Raw genomic sequence first — 15,429 nt, forward strand, 5'->3', positions numbered from 1 at the left:
CTGCCGGGCGTTTTTATTTGCGCAAAGAGCGAGCTACCGCCCCTCATTACTTGGCGGCGGCGCGCGCCTGGGTCAGCCAGTCGTTCACCAGCGCCTCGTGGCCCTTGAGCCAGGCGTCGGCGTGACGCTCCACGTCCGCCGGCTTGTTCTGACCCTTGTTCATCAGGCCGTTCTGGACGTTGATGTCATTAAGCGGCAGCTTGACGATGGAGAACAGCCTGGCGGCTGCCGGGTTGGCCTCGGCGAACTGCTTGTTGGCGACGATGTGCATGGTGTTGACCGGGAAGCCGTAGTTCTTGCCGTTCGGCAGCCGGGTCTTGGCCGCATCAGGGCCGTCGGCGGGCACCTCCAGCCACACCACGTCCTTGCCCGGCACCAGCTCGCTGCTGAGCCAGTAGGGAGTCCAGGTGTAGTAGAGCACCGGCTTGCCGGCCTGGTAACGGGCACGGGTATCGGCGATCAGCGCCGCGTAGTTGCCCTGCTTGTGGGTGACGGTCGGGGTCAGGCCAAACCCGGCCAGATGACGGTTGATCGCCTCTTCGCAGCCCCAGCCCGGGTTGCAGCCCACCAGATCGGCCTTGCCGTCGCCATCGCCGTCAAACAGCGCCGCCAGTTTGGGATCCTTGAGCTGACCCAGGTTGGTGATGCCGTAGCGGGTCGCGGTCTGCTTGTCGATGAGATAGCCCTGGGCGGCCCCGGCCACATAGGTGCCCTCACGGAAGAACACCTTGTCCCCCCCCGCCTGCTCATACTTGTTGTTTTGCAGCGGTATCCAGTTGAAGGCGAGGAAGGTGCCATCCCCCTGCGCCACCGAGGCGTAGGCCACGTTGTAATCCACCTCCTGGGCTGGCTGGACGTCATAGCCCAGGCGCGCCATCAGCTTGCTGACCAGCAGGGTCTGAAAGCTCTCCTCCGGCAACGAGCTCTGCAGGGGTTGGACGCGCACGCCCTCCCCCGGCAGCTCGGTGCTGGCCATGGCGAGCGGGCCGAGCAGTTGGGAGCTCAACAGCAGGGACCCCAGGGTCAGCGTCTTGGTGATGAGTCTCATGCATTTACTCCTTTGTAATCGATAGACTTGTCGCGGCCGAGCAGGCGCAGCAGCAGGGCGGCGGGGCCGCGTTGATACCAGCGGCCGGTACGGCTGCGATCCGGCTGTCCCATCGCCTGGGTCAGGCGGTCGAGCACGATGGCCAGCAGCACGATGCCGAGGCCGCCGATGGAGGCGAGCCCCATGTCGAGCCGGCCGATGCCGCGCAGCACCATCTGGCCGAGGCCCCCCACCGCGATCATGGAGGCGATCACCACCATGGAGAGTGCCAGCATCAGGGTCTGGTTGACCCCGGCCATGATGGTGGGCATGGCGAGCGGCAGCTGTACCTTGAACAGCAACTGGGAGGGGCTGGCGCCGAACGAGTGGGCCGCCTCCACCAGATCCGCAGGCACCTGACGAATGCCCAGCATGGTCAGCCGGATCATCGGCGGCAACGCGAAGATGACGGTCACCACCACCCCGGGCACGTTGCCGATGCCAAACAGCATGACGATGGGGATGAGGTAGACGAAGGCCGGGGTGGTCTGCATCGCATCCAGCAGCGGCCGGGTCCAACGTGACAGTCGCTCGCTCCTCGCCAGCAGGATGCCGACCGGCAGCCCGATCAGCACGCAGAAGAACAGCGAGGTCAGCACCAGCGACAGGGTCACCATGGCATCGGACCAGGCGCCGATCAGGCCCACTACCACTAGCGAGAACAGGGTTCCCAGCGCCATGCGACCGTTCACCAGTTGCCAGGCGATCAGGGTCAGCAGGCCGATCATCAGGGTGGAGGGCACCGTCTGCAGCAGATGGGTCATGCCGCCCAGCGCCAGCTCCACCGGCGCACGGATCAGCTGAAACACGGGTCGCAGGTTGTCCACCAGCCAGCCGATGCCGCCCTCGACCCAGCTATCCAGCGGCACCAGCGCCTGCTGGAAGGGATCCAGCCAGTCGACGGCGGCGGTAGTGTCGACCGCCTCGATCTGGTTCTGCCAGTCGGTCGCCTCAGTGTCGGTACTGCCCCAGGGATCGGCAACCTCGGTGGCAGCCGCACTGGCCCCCCAGGGGGCGACAGCAGCCTCATCGGCACGCAGGGAGGGGCTCGTCAGCAGCACCAGGGCCAGCAGCCCGCTCAGTAAAAAATGGGGATTCATCCGCTTCATGCCGGGGTACTCCTGTCCAGGGTGTTCAGCAGGTTGGCCTTGGAGATGAGGCCCAGGTAAGTGCCATCCTCCTCGACCACGGGCACCTGACAGGGGGCGGCCGCCACCTGGCTGATCAGTTCGTTGAGGGCGGTGTCCGCCAGAATGGGCTGGATGTCCGCCAGCAGCGCCTGCTCCAGGCTACCTTTAGCCCTGACCGCCTGACCGAGCGACTCCACCGAGACGACCCCGATGAAGCGACGCCGGCGATCCACCACGTAACCGAACTCCCGCTCCTGCTCCTTGAGCTGGCGCAAGGCGTTGCCCGGCCCGTCGGTGGTGTGTTTCTTGATGAGCGGCATCTGCTTGCGGCTGGCCACGTCGCGGGCGCTGAACACGTTGGCCAGATCCACCCCGCGAAAGAAGGCGCGCACATAGTCGTTGGCGGGCTGGTTGAGGATCTCGTCCGGGGTACCGACCTGCACCAGCTGGCCGTCCTGCATGATGGCGATGCGATCGCCGATGCGCATCGCCTCGTCCAGATCGTGAGAGATGAAGACGATGGTGCGCTGCTGGCTGGCCTGCAGCTTGAGCAGCTCATCCTGCATCTCGGTGCGGATCAGCGGATCCAGCGCCGAAAAAGCCTCGTCCATCAGCAGGATGTCGGGGTCGTTGGCCAGCGCGCGGGCCAGGCCGACCCGCTGTTTCATGCCGCCGGAGAGGGCATCGGGGAAGGCATCAATCCACTGACCCAAACCCACCTGATGGAGCGCCTGGCGGGCGCTCTGCTGGCGCTCCGCCAGCGGCACACCGGCCAGTTCCAGCCCGAAGGCGGTGTTTTCCAGCACGCTCAGGTGCGGCATCAGGGCGAAGGACTGGAATACCATGCTGATCTTCTTGCGCCGCACCTGACGCAGTTCGCTGTCGGAGATGGCGGCGATGTCCTCGCCATCGATCAGCACCTGGCCGCGGGTCGGCTCGATCAGCCGGTTGAAGAGACGCACCAGGGTGGATTTGCCCGAGCCGGAGAGGCCCATCACCACGAAGATCTCCCCTTCGTCGATGGCCAGATTGACATCCTGGACCCCCAGGGTCTGCCCGGTTTTTTGCAGGATGCTGGCGCGGTCATGCCCTTTCGCCAGCAATTTGAACGCTTTTTCCGGCTGATCGCCGAAGATTTTGTAGAGTGATTTAACCTCGAGTTTGACTGTCATATTGTCCTTTTTTCTTGGCCGACGACTTGCCTGGCAAACCGTCGAACGTGAGCCAATTACTTTTAACACTAAGTAATTTTCAGCCAAAACAAAAGAACCAAAAGAGTCCAAACAAAAAGATAAAATCATAATTCATTGATTTTTAAGGGTTATTTAACACCATAAAAATTCATCAAAAGATGGTAAAAGACCCTGTATCAAGCCATGAAATGCAAATGAATTCAATCTAAACACCTGAACTATTGAGAAATAAAGCCGGGAAAAGGCCAAGAATATGCGCCAAACAAGGAAGGCACCTCGCGCATCTGACAATGGCAAAAAATAATTAGATAGCTAATGATTTTTTAGGTCCACTTTAGGGAGAAAAACAGAGAGGGCGCAGGTCAATCGATACCCTGACCAACGGCTCCATTCATCCCTCGCGCGGCAGCTAAGGGCAACAAAAAGGCCCCTTGTGCAACACAAGGGGCCTTTTATCTGCCAGAGCGGTAACGTCGCCCGTCAGCGCCGCTGCCAGGTCTCGAAACAGTAGGAGTGGGGGTTCTTCTCGTCGGGCTGATGTGACTCACGCTCGATGCAGGACCAGTCGCCCTCGTCGAAGGCCGGGAAACGGGTATCCCCCTCCACCGCCAGATCGATGCGGGTCAGATAGAGTCTGTCGGCCCGTGGCAGCAACTGACCGTAGAGATGACCGCCCCCGATCACCATCAGCTCGGCCACGTCGCTGCCGGCCAGCAACGCCAGCGCCGCCTCCACCGAATCGATGACCTCCACGCCGTCGGCCCGGTAGTCGGGGTTGCGGCTGATCACCAGATTGCGGCGGCCAGGCAGCGGCCGTCCGATGGATTCAAAGGTCTTGCGCCCCATCAGCACCGGCTTGCCCAGGGTCACCCGCTTGAAGTGGGCCAGATCCGCCGGCAAGTGCCAGGGCATCTGGTTGTCCAGCCCTATCACACGATCGTGGGCCATGGCGGCAATCATGGAAATCATCATGGGGTCAACCTCTCGAACCGTCGGTCAGATAATGGGGCGGTTACGGTACACGACCAGAGAGGGGATCGCCAAACCGAAACTCAGGGCCCCCACGATAAACAGCGCCTTGAGGCCGTTTTCCACCGCGCTCTGGATAAGCTCCATGGTCACCCCGGAGATATTGAGCTCTACCACCGCGATCATCGCCTTGAACGCATAGCTGCCCGGGATCATGGGGATGATGGAGGCAACGCTGAACACCGGGCGCGGTGCCAGCAGCCGGCGCGACCAGTAGACGCAGACAAAGCCGACCGTGGTCGCCGCCGCCAGGGTGGCCCACTCGATGGGCATGCCCTGATGGATCAGCAGGGTGCGCAGGCTGTGAGCCAGCGCGCCGCCCATGGCGCAGTACTTCAACATCCGTGGCGGCACGTTGAACAGCATGGCAAACCCCACCGCCGGAATGGCCGACCAGAAGGCATCCTTGGCCAGCAGCCAGATGAAATCCATCATACCTTCCACCCCCAGATGCCGGTCACCGACATGGCGAGAATAATTCCTATCGCCGCGCTGATGGTCAGCAGGGTCGCCGTGCCCCAGCGGGCCAGCCCCATGTTGAAGTAACCCTTCACCATATCGGAAACCGCATTGATGAGCGGAAAGCCCGGTACCAGCAGCAGTACGCTGGCCGCCATGGCGAGATAGGGCTGCGCCCCCCAGTTGAAGAAGGTGGCGCTGGAGGCGAGCAGGGTGGCAATGAAACCGGTAGCGGCAAAGTTGATGAGGGGGCTGTGGTGATGGCGGGCGATCAGCTGACGCACCCGCATGGCGACCGAGGCCGAGAAGCAGGTCACCAGGAAGATGGGCCAGTCGCCGCCAAACAGCAGGCTGAAGGCGCCGCAGGAGAGCCCCACCATGGGCACCACCAGCCAGGGATGATAGTGAAACGGCACTATGGCATCGAGCCGCTGACGCACTTCCCGCGCGCCGATCAACTCCTTCTCCGCCATGATGCAGATGCGCTGGATCTCGCACACCACCTGCATGTTGATGCCATGCTCGCGCACCCGCCGGGTGGTGGTGACGCAACTGCCCTGATAGAGGCTGGTGAGCACGATGGCGCTGGAGGAGATGGCCATCTCGACGCTCTCCAGCCCGAGCGCCATGCCGAGCCGGACCGTGGTCTGCTCGATGATGCGACTCTCGGCGCCGAACTGGGCCAGCATCTGGCCCACCTTGACGATAATGCGGGTGATTTCCGTCTGCTGCTCCCGCGACAGCACCCGTCTTGGTGTGATACTTCTCATAATCCCTTCGAGTCGTAGCAAATTAAAAAAGTCTCGCCATATTAGCCTAACAATCGGCGCCATACATCTACACATATCACGCCAATAACCAAACTCAAATAAAATAAAAGGCGACACAAAAATACATCAAATGGATTACAAATCACGCCAAACTGTTCAACGTTGGTCAGCCGGCCTCACCCGGCAACTGCGCAGAATAACGGGAATATATTTCAATAATCACTCTGGAATAATATTATTTTTTCTTGCGGTAATAATCGCTGAAATAGAGGACATTGTCCTCCTTATATTCCGGCAGTGGTTCAGCGTAATCAGGACTATTGAGATGAACCATTTCACAACGCATGGAATAAAAGGAGTCGTGCATCATGGCGGCAATCCGGATGCAGCTGTCCAGGTTGTTTTTGGCCAGCTGACGCTGACAGTCGATGCGAAATTGCAGACCGCGCAGACGCATTTGCTGCTGCGGGCTGACCCGGTCGATCAGCCCCTCAATCTGCTGCTGCAGCAACTCGTCGAGCCGCTCGGGCTCCGCCACCGCCAACCGTTTCAAGGTATCAAAATCAGGCAACTCCATATGCCCTCCCGCGGCCAGCCGCTGCATGGTGATACTCAAACAACAACAATCGGTTCATATTTTCACCAATCGCATATGGAGTTATATAAGCCGAACCCCGCCGCGGTTCAATCCGCCGGGCCTGCTTTCCCCTCCTCTTGCGCCAAAAGATGACGGCGCTGTGGGACCTCCGGCAGGTTATTCGTTATGGATCAACCGATTATTCCTGAATATCGATGGCGGGTTCGTTTATACATTTTTGGCACGGCAATATGCCGATGTTATGTCTTATTGAAAGGAGGCTGCCAATATGGTTTTCCATTTGACGCTCGCCTTCGCGCCACCATCCGGCTGGTTTAACATATCTTGCTGATTATGTTATTTTATTTGCCACTTATAGCGGCAACCAAGAGCAGACCATGAGCAAGGCAAGAATCGGTATCGTCACCGTCAGCGATCGCGCCAGTGCAGGCATCTACGAAGACCTGTCCGGCAAGGCCATCATCGACACGCTGAACGCCTATTTGACCTCGGCGTGGGAACCCGTCTATCAGGTGATCCCCGATGAACAGGAGCAGATCGAAGCGACCCTGATCCGGCTGGCGGACCAGGAGCAGTGCAGCCTCATCGTCACCACCGGCGGCACCGGGCCGGCCAAGCGGGACGTCACCCCGGAGGCCACCGAGGCGGTGTGCGATCGCATGATGCCAGGCTTTGGCGAGCTGATGCGGGCCGAATCCCTCAAGTTCGTGCCGACCGCCATCCTGTCGCGCCAGACCGCCGGCCTGCGCGGCAGCTCGCTCATCGTCAACCTGCCGGGCAAACCCAAGTCGATCCGCGAGTGCCTGGATGCGGTCTTCCCCGCCATCCCCTACTGCATCGACCTGATGGAAGGCCCCTATCTCGAGTGCGACGAGACCGTCATCAAGCCGTTCCGTCCGAAGAAATAAAAGCTGGGCGGGGATTTGCCCCGCCCTTTGCTTATTTGCGGCCGTATACCTTGACCCCGGCCTTGCTCCCTTCCGAATTGCCGTACACCTCGATCCGCTTGATGCAGAGCCGGCTGCCGAGGGATTTCCACCCCGACTCCTGATCCTCTTTCAGATCCTTGTCGAAATAGAGGGTCTTGCTGCGATCGTTGCCATAAAACACCTTGACCCGCTCCAGGGTCAATTCCCGCCCTGCCTTGACCATGATGGATTTGGTCGGCCGGCAGGCGAGCATGGGAATGATGGCCGGATGATCGCCGACCCCGAGCAGAATGGTCTTGCCCAGCCGAAATTCATCATCGGCCATGGCGGGGGCGGCCAGCGCCCACAACAAGCTGGATAGCAGAACGCCCTGCAGGACACGCAGCCGCGCGGCGGCACAAGAAAAACCAGATAACAAAGACATGATGCCTCCCGAAAAAAACGGGGGGCATATTAATTCATCAAGGCTAAACCCAGCCTGTACCGACGCCCTGCCAGGCAGGGCACCGATACTCAGGACCAGCGTTTGAAGATGAGGGAGGTGTTGATGCCGCCGAAGGCGAAGTTGTTGGACATCAGGTACTCCACCGCCAGCGTGCGGCCGCTGCCCACCACGTGATCGAGCGGGGCGCAGGCCGGGTCCGGCTCGGTCAGATTGATGGTGGGGGCAAACCACCCCTCCTGCATCATCTCCAGCGCCAGCCAGGCCTCGATGGCACCGCAGGCCCCCAGGGTGTGGCCGAAGTAGCTCTTGAGGGACGAGATGGGGGTACGGTCGCCGAAGATGGCGGCGGTGGCGTGGCTCTCGGCAATGTCACCGCGCTCGGTGGCGGTGCCGTGGGCGCTGATGTAGCCGATGTCGGCGGCCGTGAGCCCGGCCTGGGCCAGCGCCATCTCCATGCAGAGCTGCATGGTCTCCTGCTGGGGCTGGGTCACATGGGCAGCATCGCAGTTGGTGGCAAAGCCCACCAGCTCGGCGAGGATGGTGGCGCCGCGCGCCTGCGCATGCTCCAGCTCCTCCAGCACCAGGGTGCCGGCCCCCTCGCCTATCACCAGCCCGTCCCGCTGCCGGTCAAACGGACGCGGCGCCAGCTCGGGATTGTCGTTCATCTGGCTGGTGGCAAACAGGGTATCGAACACCACGGCCTCCGACGGGCAGAGCTCCTCCGCCCCGCCAGCCACCATCAGGGTCTGGTAGCCGTGCTTGATCGCCTCATAGGCGTAGCCGATGCCCTGGCTGCCGGAGGTACAGGCGCTGGAGGTGGGAATGACCCGCCCGCGCAGACCGAAGAACAGCCCGGTGTTGACCGCCGCCGTGTGCGGCATCATCTGCACATAGGTGGTGGCCGTGATGCTGGCGGTGCTCTTGTCGTTGAGCATGACCCCGAAGGCGCGGATGGGGTCCGTGCTGCCGGTGGAAGAGCCGTAGGCGATGCCGGTGCGTCCGTCGGTGAGCACCGGGTTGTCCAGCAGCCCCGCCTGCGCCAGCGCCAGCTCACTGGCGACGGTTGCAAGCTGTGAAACCCGCCCCATGGCACGGGTCTTCTTGCGCGGATAATGAGCCGGCAGCGTGAAGTCCGGGATGGGGGCCGCCAGCCGGGTGTTGAGGCCGTCGTAGATGGCCCACTCCGGCATGTTCACCACGGCGTTGCGCCCCGCCTGCAGGCGAGCCCGCACACTCGGCCAATCCCGCCCGAAGGCGGTCACCCCGGCCATGCCGGTCACCACGACCCGCTTCATACCATGCCCCCGTTGATGGAGATGACCTGGCGCGTGACATAGCCGGCGATGTCGGACATCAGGTAGGAGACCAGCCCGGCCACCTCGTCGGCCTGCCCCATCCGCTTGAGCGGGATCAGCTTCAGCGCCTCCGCCTTCACCTCATCGTCCACCATGCCGGTGTCGATGAGGCCGGGGGCCACGCAGTTGACCGTGATCTTGCGCTTGGCAAGCTCGAGGGCCAGCGCCTTGGTGGCGCCCATGATACCCGCCTTGGCGGCGCTGTAGTTGACCTGGCCCCGGTTGCCCATCAGCCCGGATACCGAGGAGATGGTCACGATGCGCCCACCCCGGCGCAGGCCGAGCATCGGCATGATGCAGGGCTTGAGCAGGTTGTAGAAGCCGTCCAGGTTGGTGTGCAGCACCCCGTCCCACTCCTCGTCGGTGAGGGCGGGGAAGGCGCCGTCACGGATGATGCCGGCGTTGCAGACCACGCCGTAATAGGCGCCGTGCTCGGCCATGTCGGCCTCCAGCTGTGCGCGGCAGCCCTGCCGATCGGCGATGTCGAACTGGAGCAGGCGCCCCTGCCCACCGGCCGCCTGCAGGCTGGCCAGAGTGGCTTCGGCCCCGGCCCGATCGCTGTGGTAGTGCACCACGATGGAAAAACCGTCGGCCGCCAGCTTGAGGGCGATGGCGCGGCCTATCCCCTTGCTGGCGCCCGTGACCAATACGCTAGAGATCATGAAGCTTCCTCAGGCTAACAAATCGGACAATTCGCCGGGGCTCGGCTGGTAGGTGGAGAGTCGCGCCTGGGCGCACTCCTCCCCCGCCAGCAGGATCCGGCAATCAAAACTGGCCATGCCGCCGTCTTGCAACAGGCAGCAAGCCTCGATGGTGAGCAGGCTGCCGGCCGCAAAGGTGGGGTGCAGGCAGCGATACTTGCGACTGCCAAGCAGCATGCCGATGCGTACCGGCTCGCCGCGCAGACGCCCCTGCATGCCGGCCCAGGCGGCGATGGTCTGCGCCATCAGCTCGATGCCGACCCAGCCGGGCAGGTTGCCCTCACTATCCAGCAGCAGGGCATGGCGAGCACCGATGCGGGTCTCGCAGCGCGCCTGCTGGGCATCCGCCGCGCAGAGCCGATCCAGCAGCAGCATGGGGGCCTGGTGGGGCAGCAGGGTCTCGATGGCGGGCAGTGAACTTGGCTCATTCATGGTGGACGCTCCCAAGCAGCAGGCTGACATTGTTGCCACCGAAGGCAAAGGAGTTGGAGAGCACCCGGGGCGCCGCAAGCGGCACCTCGCCGCTCACCAGCCGGATGGGCGCCAGCGCCGGATCCGCCGTCGTCACCCGCTGGGGTGGCAGCGGCAGGGCGCGCTCCAGCAGCAGGCAGGCGAGCGCGGCCTCGATGGCTCCTGCCGCCCCTAGGGCATGACCGGTGAGCGGCTTGGTGGAGCTGCAGGGCACCTCGGCACCAAACAGCCGATGCACCGCCTGGCTCTCCATGGCGTCGTTGAGACGGGTGGCGGTGCCGTGCAGGTTGACGTAGCCCACCTGCGCCGGCGTCAGGCCCGCCTGGGCCAGCGCCATCTGCATCGCCGCCTCGGCGCCGATACCGTCTGGATGAGGCGCCGAGATGTGCCAGGCATCGGACGATTCCCCCACCCCCAGCAGCGCCAGCGGCGCAGGCGTGCGGCTCAGCAGAAACAGCGCCGCCCCCTCGCCGATGTTGATCCCCTGGCGCGCCTCATCAAACGGCTGGCAGCGCGCACAGCTGAGGGACTCCAGGCTGTCAAAGCCGTTGAGGGTGAGCCCGCACAGGCTGTCGGCGCCGCCCACCAGCACGGCGTCCACCAGCCCGGCCGCCAGCAGCCGCTGGCCGCTGATGAAGGCGCGCGCGCTGGAGGAGCAGGCGGTGGAGATAGTCCAGGCCGGCCCGGTCAGGCCGAGGTGGCGGGCCAGAAATTCCGACGGCGAGCCCAGCTCCTGCTGGCGATAGTCAAAGGCGGGCGGCACGGCCTCCCCGCGCCGGGCAGCCGCCACCGCCAGCTCGGCCTCGCCGATCCCGGCGGTGCTGGTGCCAAGCACCAGCCCCACTCGCGCAGGGCCATGCGCCGCCAACGCCTCGTCGAGAGCGGGCCGCACCTGGGCCAGCGCTGCCAGCAGCAGCTGGTTGTTGCGCGAAGCATAAGGAGCCAGCGCCGCCGGTATGGCCGGCAACTCCCCCTCCACCCGCCCCACCGGGGTCTGACGGCCATCCAGCAGCGGCGCCCGGTGGCGATCCAGCGGGCTCACGCCCGACTGCTGCCAGGCCAGCAGCGCCTCGGCGCTGGCATCGCGCCCCATCCCCAATGCCGATACGAGGCCATAGGCGGCGATATAACAACTCATTGGCTCAGGGTCTCCAGTTGCAGGCGGTAGTGGAATACATGCTGCTGCAGGCCGACCGGCTCGCGCACGCCGTCTGCGTCGCGGTAGCGGATTTCGGTCACCAAAGTGCCGTCGGGGGCCCGCAGCCGGCGCAGCGGCCCCTCGTCGCGCAGCGTCCAGCCCGGTGGCAGCTGTGGCTGCCAGCTGGCGAGCGGCCAGTAGCAGAGCATCACGTCCGCCAGCACCTGGCTCACCGGCGGCATGCCGGTGGTGAGCAACGGGCTGAGCTGGCGGGTGGAGATCCCCTGCTGGTCATAGCGCACCAGAAACAGCCGCACCCCGCTCGGGGTCAGCCCCACCAGGGTCAGCTGGCGGCCGTCGGCCTCCAGCACCGTCATCAGCTGGTGAGTGCTCTCCCCCACGCTGGCGGTCAGCAGCTGCTGGCGATAGAAGGGGGCGGCCAGCACGGGGGCCGGCAGCGTCATGACGGTCCCCTTGTCGAGATAGGCGGTGGGGGTCGGCTGGCTGCTGCAGCCTGCCAGCAAGAGAATGATAAAGGCGAACAGTGGTCTCATGGTTGCTCCTGCTCCCGGTGGCCCTGCACCGGCGGGGTACATGCCGGCTTGTCCAATCCCTGTTTATCCAGCACCAGAGGCGACAACAGGAAGGCGGTAAAGATACCGCCGCTCAGCACCAGACCAAAGCCCGCGATGGCAGAGGTGTGGCTCAGCGCCAACAAACCGAACGAGAGCTGGGTGGTCAGGTTGGCCAGCAGGATGGCGAACATGGTCGAACGCTGGCGCAGGAGATCCCCGCCGCTGTAGGCGAAGAAGAGGCTGTAGTCGATGCCGATACCGAAGATGAGGCTCATGGCCAGCACCCCGAACAGGGTGAGCGGCTGGCCGCAGGCGGCCAGCAGGGCCAGCCCGGACCCCAGCGAAAACCCGCTGATCAGCAGGATCCGCCCCCCCTTGCGCCAGCCGAAGCGGGCCCACAGCAGCCCCCCCACCAGGGCGATCGCCACCAGCAGCAGTTCGGTCAGCTTGACCCGGTAGTGGGCGAACAGCTGGCTCCACTGATTGCGCGGATCCTGCCAGAACACCCCCTCCTGCCCCGCGGCCAGGGCCGCCACGGCGGCCGCATCGGTCACGCCGTTGACCGGCAGCCAGAGCGCCACCCGGCCATCGGCCATGGTATGCCACAGCAGCCGGCTGCCCTCGCTGACCGGGCTGGCCAGCCACTGCTGCGGGGTCAGAGGATGCCAGGGGCGAGGCTCGCCCTTGACCGGCACCCCGGCCTGGTTGAGCCGCGTCACCACCTCGGGCAACAGGCCCGTGAGGGCGGCGTGATCCGCCTGCTGGCGTGCCAGCGAGGGCAACCACTGGGCCAGTGACACGAAGCCCGTCAGCTGACCCTCTGCCTTGGCTTCGGCCAGTTTGCGGCTCATGGCCTCGAGCCGCTGCAACGCCGTTTCACCGTCGGCCGCCGTCACCAGGAAGCCGGTCATGCCCCCCTGCTGGCCGGTGAGGCGCTGGATCTGCCGCTCCTGGGCCTGCAGCTCGACGGGCAGCGGTTGCAGGCGGGCGATGTCGTCATCGACGGCCAGCCGGCTCAAACCCGCGCCGATCAGGGTCAGCCAGAGCAGGGGCACGCCCCAGCGCAAGAGACGCCACTCGCGCCACCATTTGAGCCAGAGCGCCATCGGCACCAGCACGCGCGCCTCCCGCTGGGGCAACTCCCCAAGCCAGAGCGGGTACAGGCAGAGCACGGTGATGAACGACGCCGTCAGCCCCACCAGGGCGCACAGGGCCATCTGCTGCAGGCCGGGGAAAGGAGCAAGCCAGAGCAGGCCATAGCCGACCAGGGTGGCGAACAGCGCCATCGACAGGCTGGGCAACAGGCGGGCACGGGTCTGGTGCGGGCTCTCCTGCCGGCCATGCAGGCGCCGCTCGGTCAGGAAGTGGATCCCGTAATCTATGATGCCGACCAGGCTGGAGCTGATCACCAGGGTGAACATGTGCACCTCGCCAAACCACAGCAGCACCGCCAATACCCCCCAGGCGAGGCCGACGGCGATGGGCAGCAGGGAGATCCAGAGCGCCCGCAACGAGCGAAACGCCAGCCACATCAGCAGCAAGACCCCGACCGTGGAGCCAAGCCCTATGGTGGAGATGTCCTGCTGGGCCAGCTCGCTGGCATGCTGGCTGTAGAAGAGGGTGCCACGGCGCAGCAGCTCCACGCCCGGAAACTCGGCCTTGAGGCGCTGCTCCGCCTCGTTGAGCCGGCTCAGCAGCTCGCTGTTGCGGGCAAGATCGAAGGCCGACAAGTCCAGCTCGGCGCGCAGCAGGTACCACTGCCGCCCGGCCTCGTCCCGGCTGCTCAGCCAGCCGTGGTCGAGGCGCAGGGGGCTGGCCATCTGTCCCTGCACCGCAGCCCGGGTCAGCAGCAGGGGATCGGCCTGCCACTCGGTGCGGGAGACGCCGCCAAAGGGGCTGTAGATCTGACCGAGCACCCACTGGCTCCAGACCTCTGGCCCGGCGGCCAGGCGCGCCCGACTGCCCTCGTCGAGGCGCTGCCAGCCATAGTCATAGATGAAGCCTTGCCAGGCGGAGGCCAGCTCCGGCTGGGCGGCGCGTACCGCGCTGAGCTCGGGCAAGGCCTGCAGGTTGTTTGCCCACGCCTGCGCCGCAGCCTGGCCATCCTGCCCCGCCGGCAGGCTCAGCATCCAGACAAGCTGCCTGTCGACCTGGCGCAACAAGCCCTCACGCAGGGCGGGATCCAGCGCGGAGCGCTCCTCGTGGGGCAGCAGGTCCATCAGACTGGTGTTGATGCGGCTGTGGGAGAGTTGCCAGCCGAGCAGCGCCAGCGCCAGCGCGCTGAGCAGCAGCCAGAGCCAGGAGAGCCAGCGCCAGGTGGTTTCAGCTTGCAGCAAGAGGGGCTCTCCTCGTCCTGGCGGGGGCGCCGCGCTGGCGCGTCATCGTGCTAGTGGGCAGCAAAGCGGGCCTGCTCCTCAGGGGTCAATGGCAGGGCGCGATCTTGCCAGGCCGTGAAGCGGATACGGGTGCTGTCACCCTGCTTGTCGGCGATGAGCAGCTGCTCCAGCTGTCCCTGCCCGCTCAGGGTGAGGCTGGCAAACACCTTGTCGAGCGGTGCCAGGGTCGGCACCAGCACCAGCTGCCAGCCCGCCTCCGTGCTGTGAAAGTCGATGCTGAAGTAGCGACTCAGGGTCGCCTCGTCCGAGCCGAACAGCGCCAGCAGCATCTGGCTGAACTCCAGCAGCTGGGGGTTGTCGATGACGGTGGCGGGCTGGCCCGCCATCTGCTGCACCATGCGCGTCGGCGTCAGGACAAGGGTCAGCGGGAAGGGTTTCTGCTGCTGCCACCAGAGCCCCTGATCGCGCACCAGCAGCAGCTCGCCGGAGGCTTTGAGCGGCTGGCTCAACCCCGCCACCTGCTTCTCCTGCTCGAAGCGGGCCTGCTTGGCCTGACTCAGGGCGAGCAACTGCTGCACCTCGGCCCGGCTCAGGGGCGCCGCCTGCAGCGGCCATGTCAGCAGCAGGAGCAGACCGGCCAGCAGCGGCCTTGTCAGCCGGCTCATTGGCTCACCCCCAGCTTGTCCAGCAGCACCTGGGGCGAGGCCAGGCACATCTCGCCGCTCGCCTTGCTCACCGCCACCTGGATGCTGTAACCCTTGCTGGTGCGGGTGCCGCTCGCGGCGTCGCTCAGCAGGTAGTCGATCTTCAGTCGGTTCTGGTACTCGGTCAGGGTGGCGCGCACCCGCACCCGCTGGCCGAAGCGCAGCGGTGCCAGGTACTTCATCCGGGTATCGATGATGGGCCAGAGATAGCCAGAGGCCTCCATCTGCGGGTAGTTGTAGTCGATGAGATCGAGCAAGGCGCAGCGGGCCAGCTCGATGTAGCGAAAGTAGTGGCCGTGCCAGGCAACCGCCATCATGTCCACGTCGTGGAACGGGATGGTCACTTCGATCTCGGTGCTGATCTGCCAGGGTTCTTGCTGCATGGTTGTTCTCACTAGTAGTCTCCCCGCCAGCGCGACACAGCCACCCAGTCCACGTCGTGAAATGGAATGGTCACTTCGATCTCAGCACTGATCTGCCAGGGTTCATTCTGCATGGCTTGTCTCATC

Annotated in this window: 17 protein-coding genes; 1 reads left to right on the forward strand and 16 read right to left on the reverse strand. The window is 64.5% G+C overall.

The window, feature by feature from the left end:
* Positions 1 to 46 precede the first annotated feature (46 nt).
* From proX to PG900_RS14910, 7 genes are all read right to left on the reverse strand, one after another.
* On the reverse strand, positions 47 to 1,048 hold the full coding sequence (gene proX / locus PG900_RS14880) for a glycine betaine/L-proline ABC transporter substrate-binding protein ProX (RefSeq protein WP_011707139.1): 1,002 nt from the start codon (positions 1,046 to 1,048) through the stop codon (positions 47 to 49).
* Positions 1,045 to 2,196, reverse strand: a complete 1,152-nt coding sequence (gene proW, locus PG900_RS14885) for a glycine betaine/L-proline ABC transporter permease ProW (RefSeq protein ID WP_041216264.1) — start codon at positions 2,194 to 2,196, stop codon at positions 1,045 to 1,047. The genes proX and proW overlap by 4 nt, the downstream gene beginning before the upstream one ends.
* Complete coding sequence (gene proV / locus PG900_RS14890; RefSeq protein ID WP_011707141.1) at positions 2,193 to 3,389, reverse strand: glycine betaine/L-proline ABC transporter ATP-binding protein ProV; 1,197 nt, start codon at positions 3,387 to 3,389, stop codon at positions 2,193 to 2,195. Before proV ends, proW begins: the two co-directional genes overlap by 4 nt.
* A 501-nt stretch (positions 3,390 to 3,890) precedes the next feature.
* Positions 3,891 to 4,382, reverse strand: coding sequence for a type 3 dihydrofolate reductase (gene folA / locus PG900_RS14895; RefSeq protein WP_029299255.1), 492 nt, complete (start codon positions 4,380 to 4,382; stop codon positions 3,891 to 3,893).
* A 24-nt stretch (positions 4,383 to 4,406) separates the two neighbouring features.
* Positions 4,407 to 4,874, reverse strand: a complete 468-nt coding sequence (locus PG900_RS14900) for a threonine/serine exporter family protein (protein ID WP_011707143.1) — start codon at positions 4,872 to 4,874, stop codon at positions 4,407 to 4,409.
* The gene (locus PG900_RS14905) at positions 4,871 to 5,668 is read right to left on the reverse strand and encodes a threonine/serine exporter family protein (protein WP_011707144.1); all 798 of its coding nucleotides are present in this window, start codon (positions 5,666 to 5,668) and stop codon (positions 4,871 to 4,873) included. Before PG900_RS14905 ends, PG900_RS14900 begins: the two co-directional genes overlap by 4 nt.
* A 235-nt stretch (positions 5,669 to 5,903) precedes the next feature.
* Positions 5,904 to 6,245 carry a DUF3135 domain-containing protein gene (locus PG900_RS14910; protein ID WP_077095647.1) on the reverse strand — a complete coding sequence of 114 codons (342 nt, stop codon included), beginning with the start codon at positions 6,243 to 6,245 and terminating at the stop codon, positions 5,904 to 5,906.
* Positions 6,246 to 6,643: 398 nt separating this feature from the next.
* Between PG900_RS14910 and mog the strand changes: the two genes are divergently transcribed.
* Positions 6,644 to 7,174 carry a molybdopterin adenylyltransferase gene (mog, locus tag PG900_RS14915; RefSeq protein ID WP_016351777.1) on the forward strand — a complete coding sequence of 177 codons (531 nt, stop codon included), beginning with the start codon at positions 6,644 to 6,646 and terminating at the stop codon, positions 7,172 to 7,174.
* A gap of 31 nt (positions 7,175 to 7,205) precedes the next feature.
* On the opposite strand, the gene PG900_RS14920 is transcribed toward mog, so the two are convergent.
* From PG900_RS14920 to PG900_RS14960, 9 genes are all read right to left on the reverse strand, one after another.
* Positions 7,206 to 7,619, reverse strand: a complete 414-nt coding sequence (locus tag PG900_RS14920) for a DUF2541 family protein (protein WP_039214738.1) — start codon at positions 7,617 to 7,619, stop codon at positions 7,206 to 7,208.
* A gap of 89 nt (positions 7,620 to 7,708) precedes the next feature.
* Positions 7,709 to 8,935 (reverse strand): beta-ketoacyl-ACP synthase, encoded by a 1,227-nt coding sequence (locus tag PG900_RS14925; protein ID WP_270797718.1) that lies wholly within the window; start codon positions 8,933 to 8,935, stop codon positions 7,709 to 7,711.
* Positions 8,932 to 9,657 carry a 3-ketoacyl-ACP reductase FabG2 gene (locus PG900_RS14930; protein ID WP_270831729.1) on the reverse strand — a complete coding sequence of 242 codons (726 nt, stop codon included), beginning with the start codon at positions 9,655 to 9,657 and terminating at the stop codon, positions 8,932 to 8,934. The genes PG900_RS14925 and PG900_RS14930 overlap by 4 nt, the downstream gene beginning before the upstream one ends.
* Before the next feature lie 9 nt (positions 9,658 to 9,666).
* On the reverse strand, positions 9,667 to 10,128 hold the full coding sequence (locus PG900_RS14935; RefSeq protein WP_270831730.1) for a hotdog family protein: 462 nt from the start codon (positions 10,126 to 10,128) through the stop codon (positions 9,667 to 9,669).
* On the reverse strand, positions 10,121 to 11,305 hold the full coding sequence (locus PG900_RS14940) for a beta-ketoacyl-[acyl-carrier-protein] synthase family protein (protein ID WP_270831731.1): 1,185 nt from the start codon (positions 11,303 to 11,305) through the stop codon (positions 10,121 to 10,123). Before PG900_RS14940 ends, PG900_RS14935 begins: the two co-directional genes overlap by 8 nt.
* Positions 11,302 to 11,859: a DUF3261 domain-containing protein gene (locus PG900_RS14945; protein ID WP_016351783.1), complete on the reverse strand. Its 558-nt coding sequence runs from the start codon at positions 11,857 to 11,859 to the stop codon at positions 11,302 to 11,304. The genes PG900_RS14940 and PG900_RS14945 overlap by 4 nt, the downstream gene beginning before the upstream one ends.
* Positions 11,856 to 14,216, reverse strand: a complete 2,361-nt coding sequence (locus tag PG900_RS14950) for an MMPL family transporter (protein WP_270831732.1) — start codon at positions 14,214 to 14,216, stop codon at positions 11,856 to 11,858. Before PG900_RS14950 ends, PG900_RS14945 begins: the two co-directional genes overlap by 4 nt.
* 50 nt (positions 14,217 to 14,266) lie before the next feature.
* Entirely contained in the window at positions 14,267 to 14,881 is a 615-nt protein-coding gene (locus PG900_RS14955; RefSeq protein ID WP_270831733.1) for an outer membrane lipoprotein carrier protein LolA, read from the reverse strand.
* A complete protein-coding gene (locus PG900_RS14960; RefSeq protein ID WP_024943602.1) occupies positions 14,878 to 15,303 on the reverse strand; it encodes an acyl-CoA thioesterase in 426 nt (141 codons plus the stop codon). Before PG900_RS14960 ends, PG900_RS14955 begins: the two co-directional genes overlap by 4 nt.
* Positions 15,304 to 15,429 lie beyond the last annotated feature (126 nt).

The organism is Aeromonas sp. QDB03 (assembly GCF_027707985.1).
Taxonomy (GTDB): domain Bacteria; phylum Pseudomonadota; class Gammaproteobacteria; order Enterobacterales; family Aeromonadaceae; genus Aeromonas; species Aeromonas hydrophila.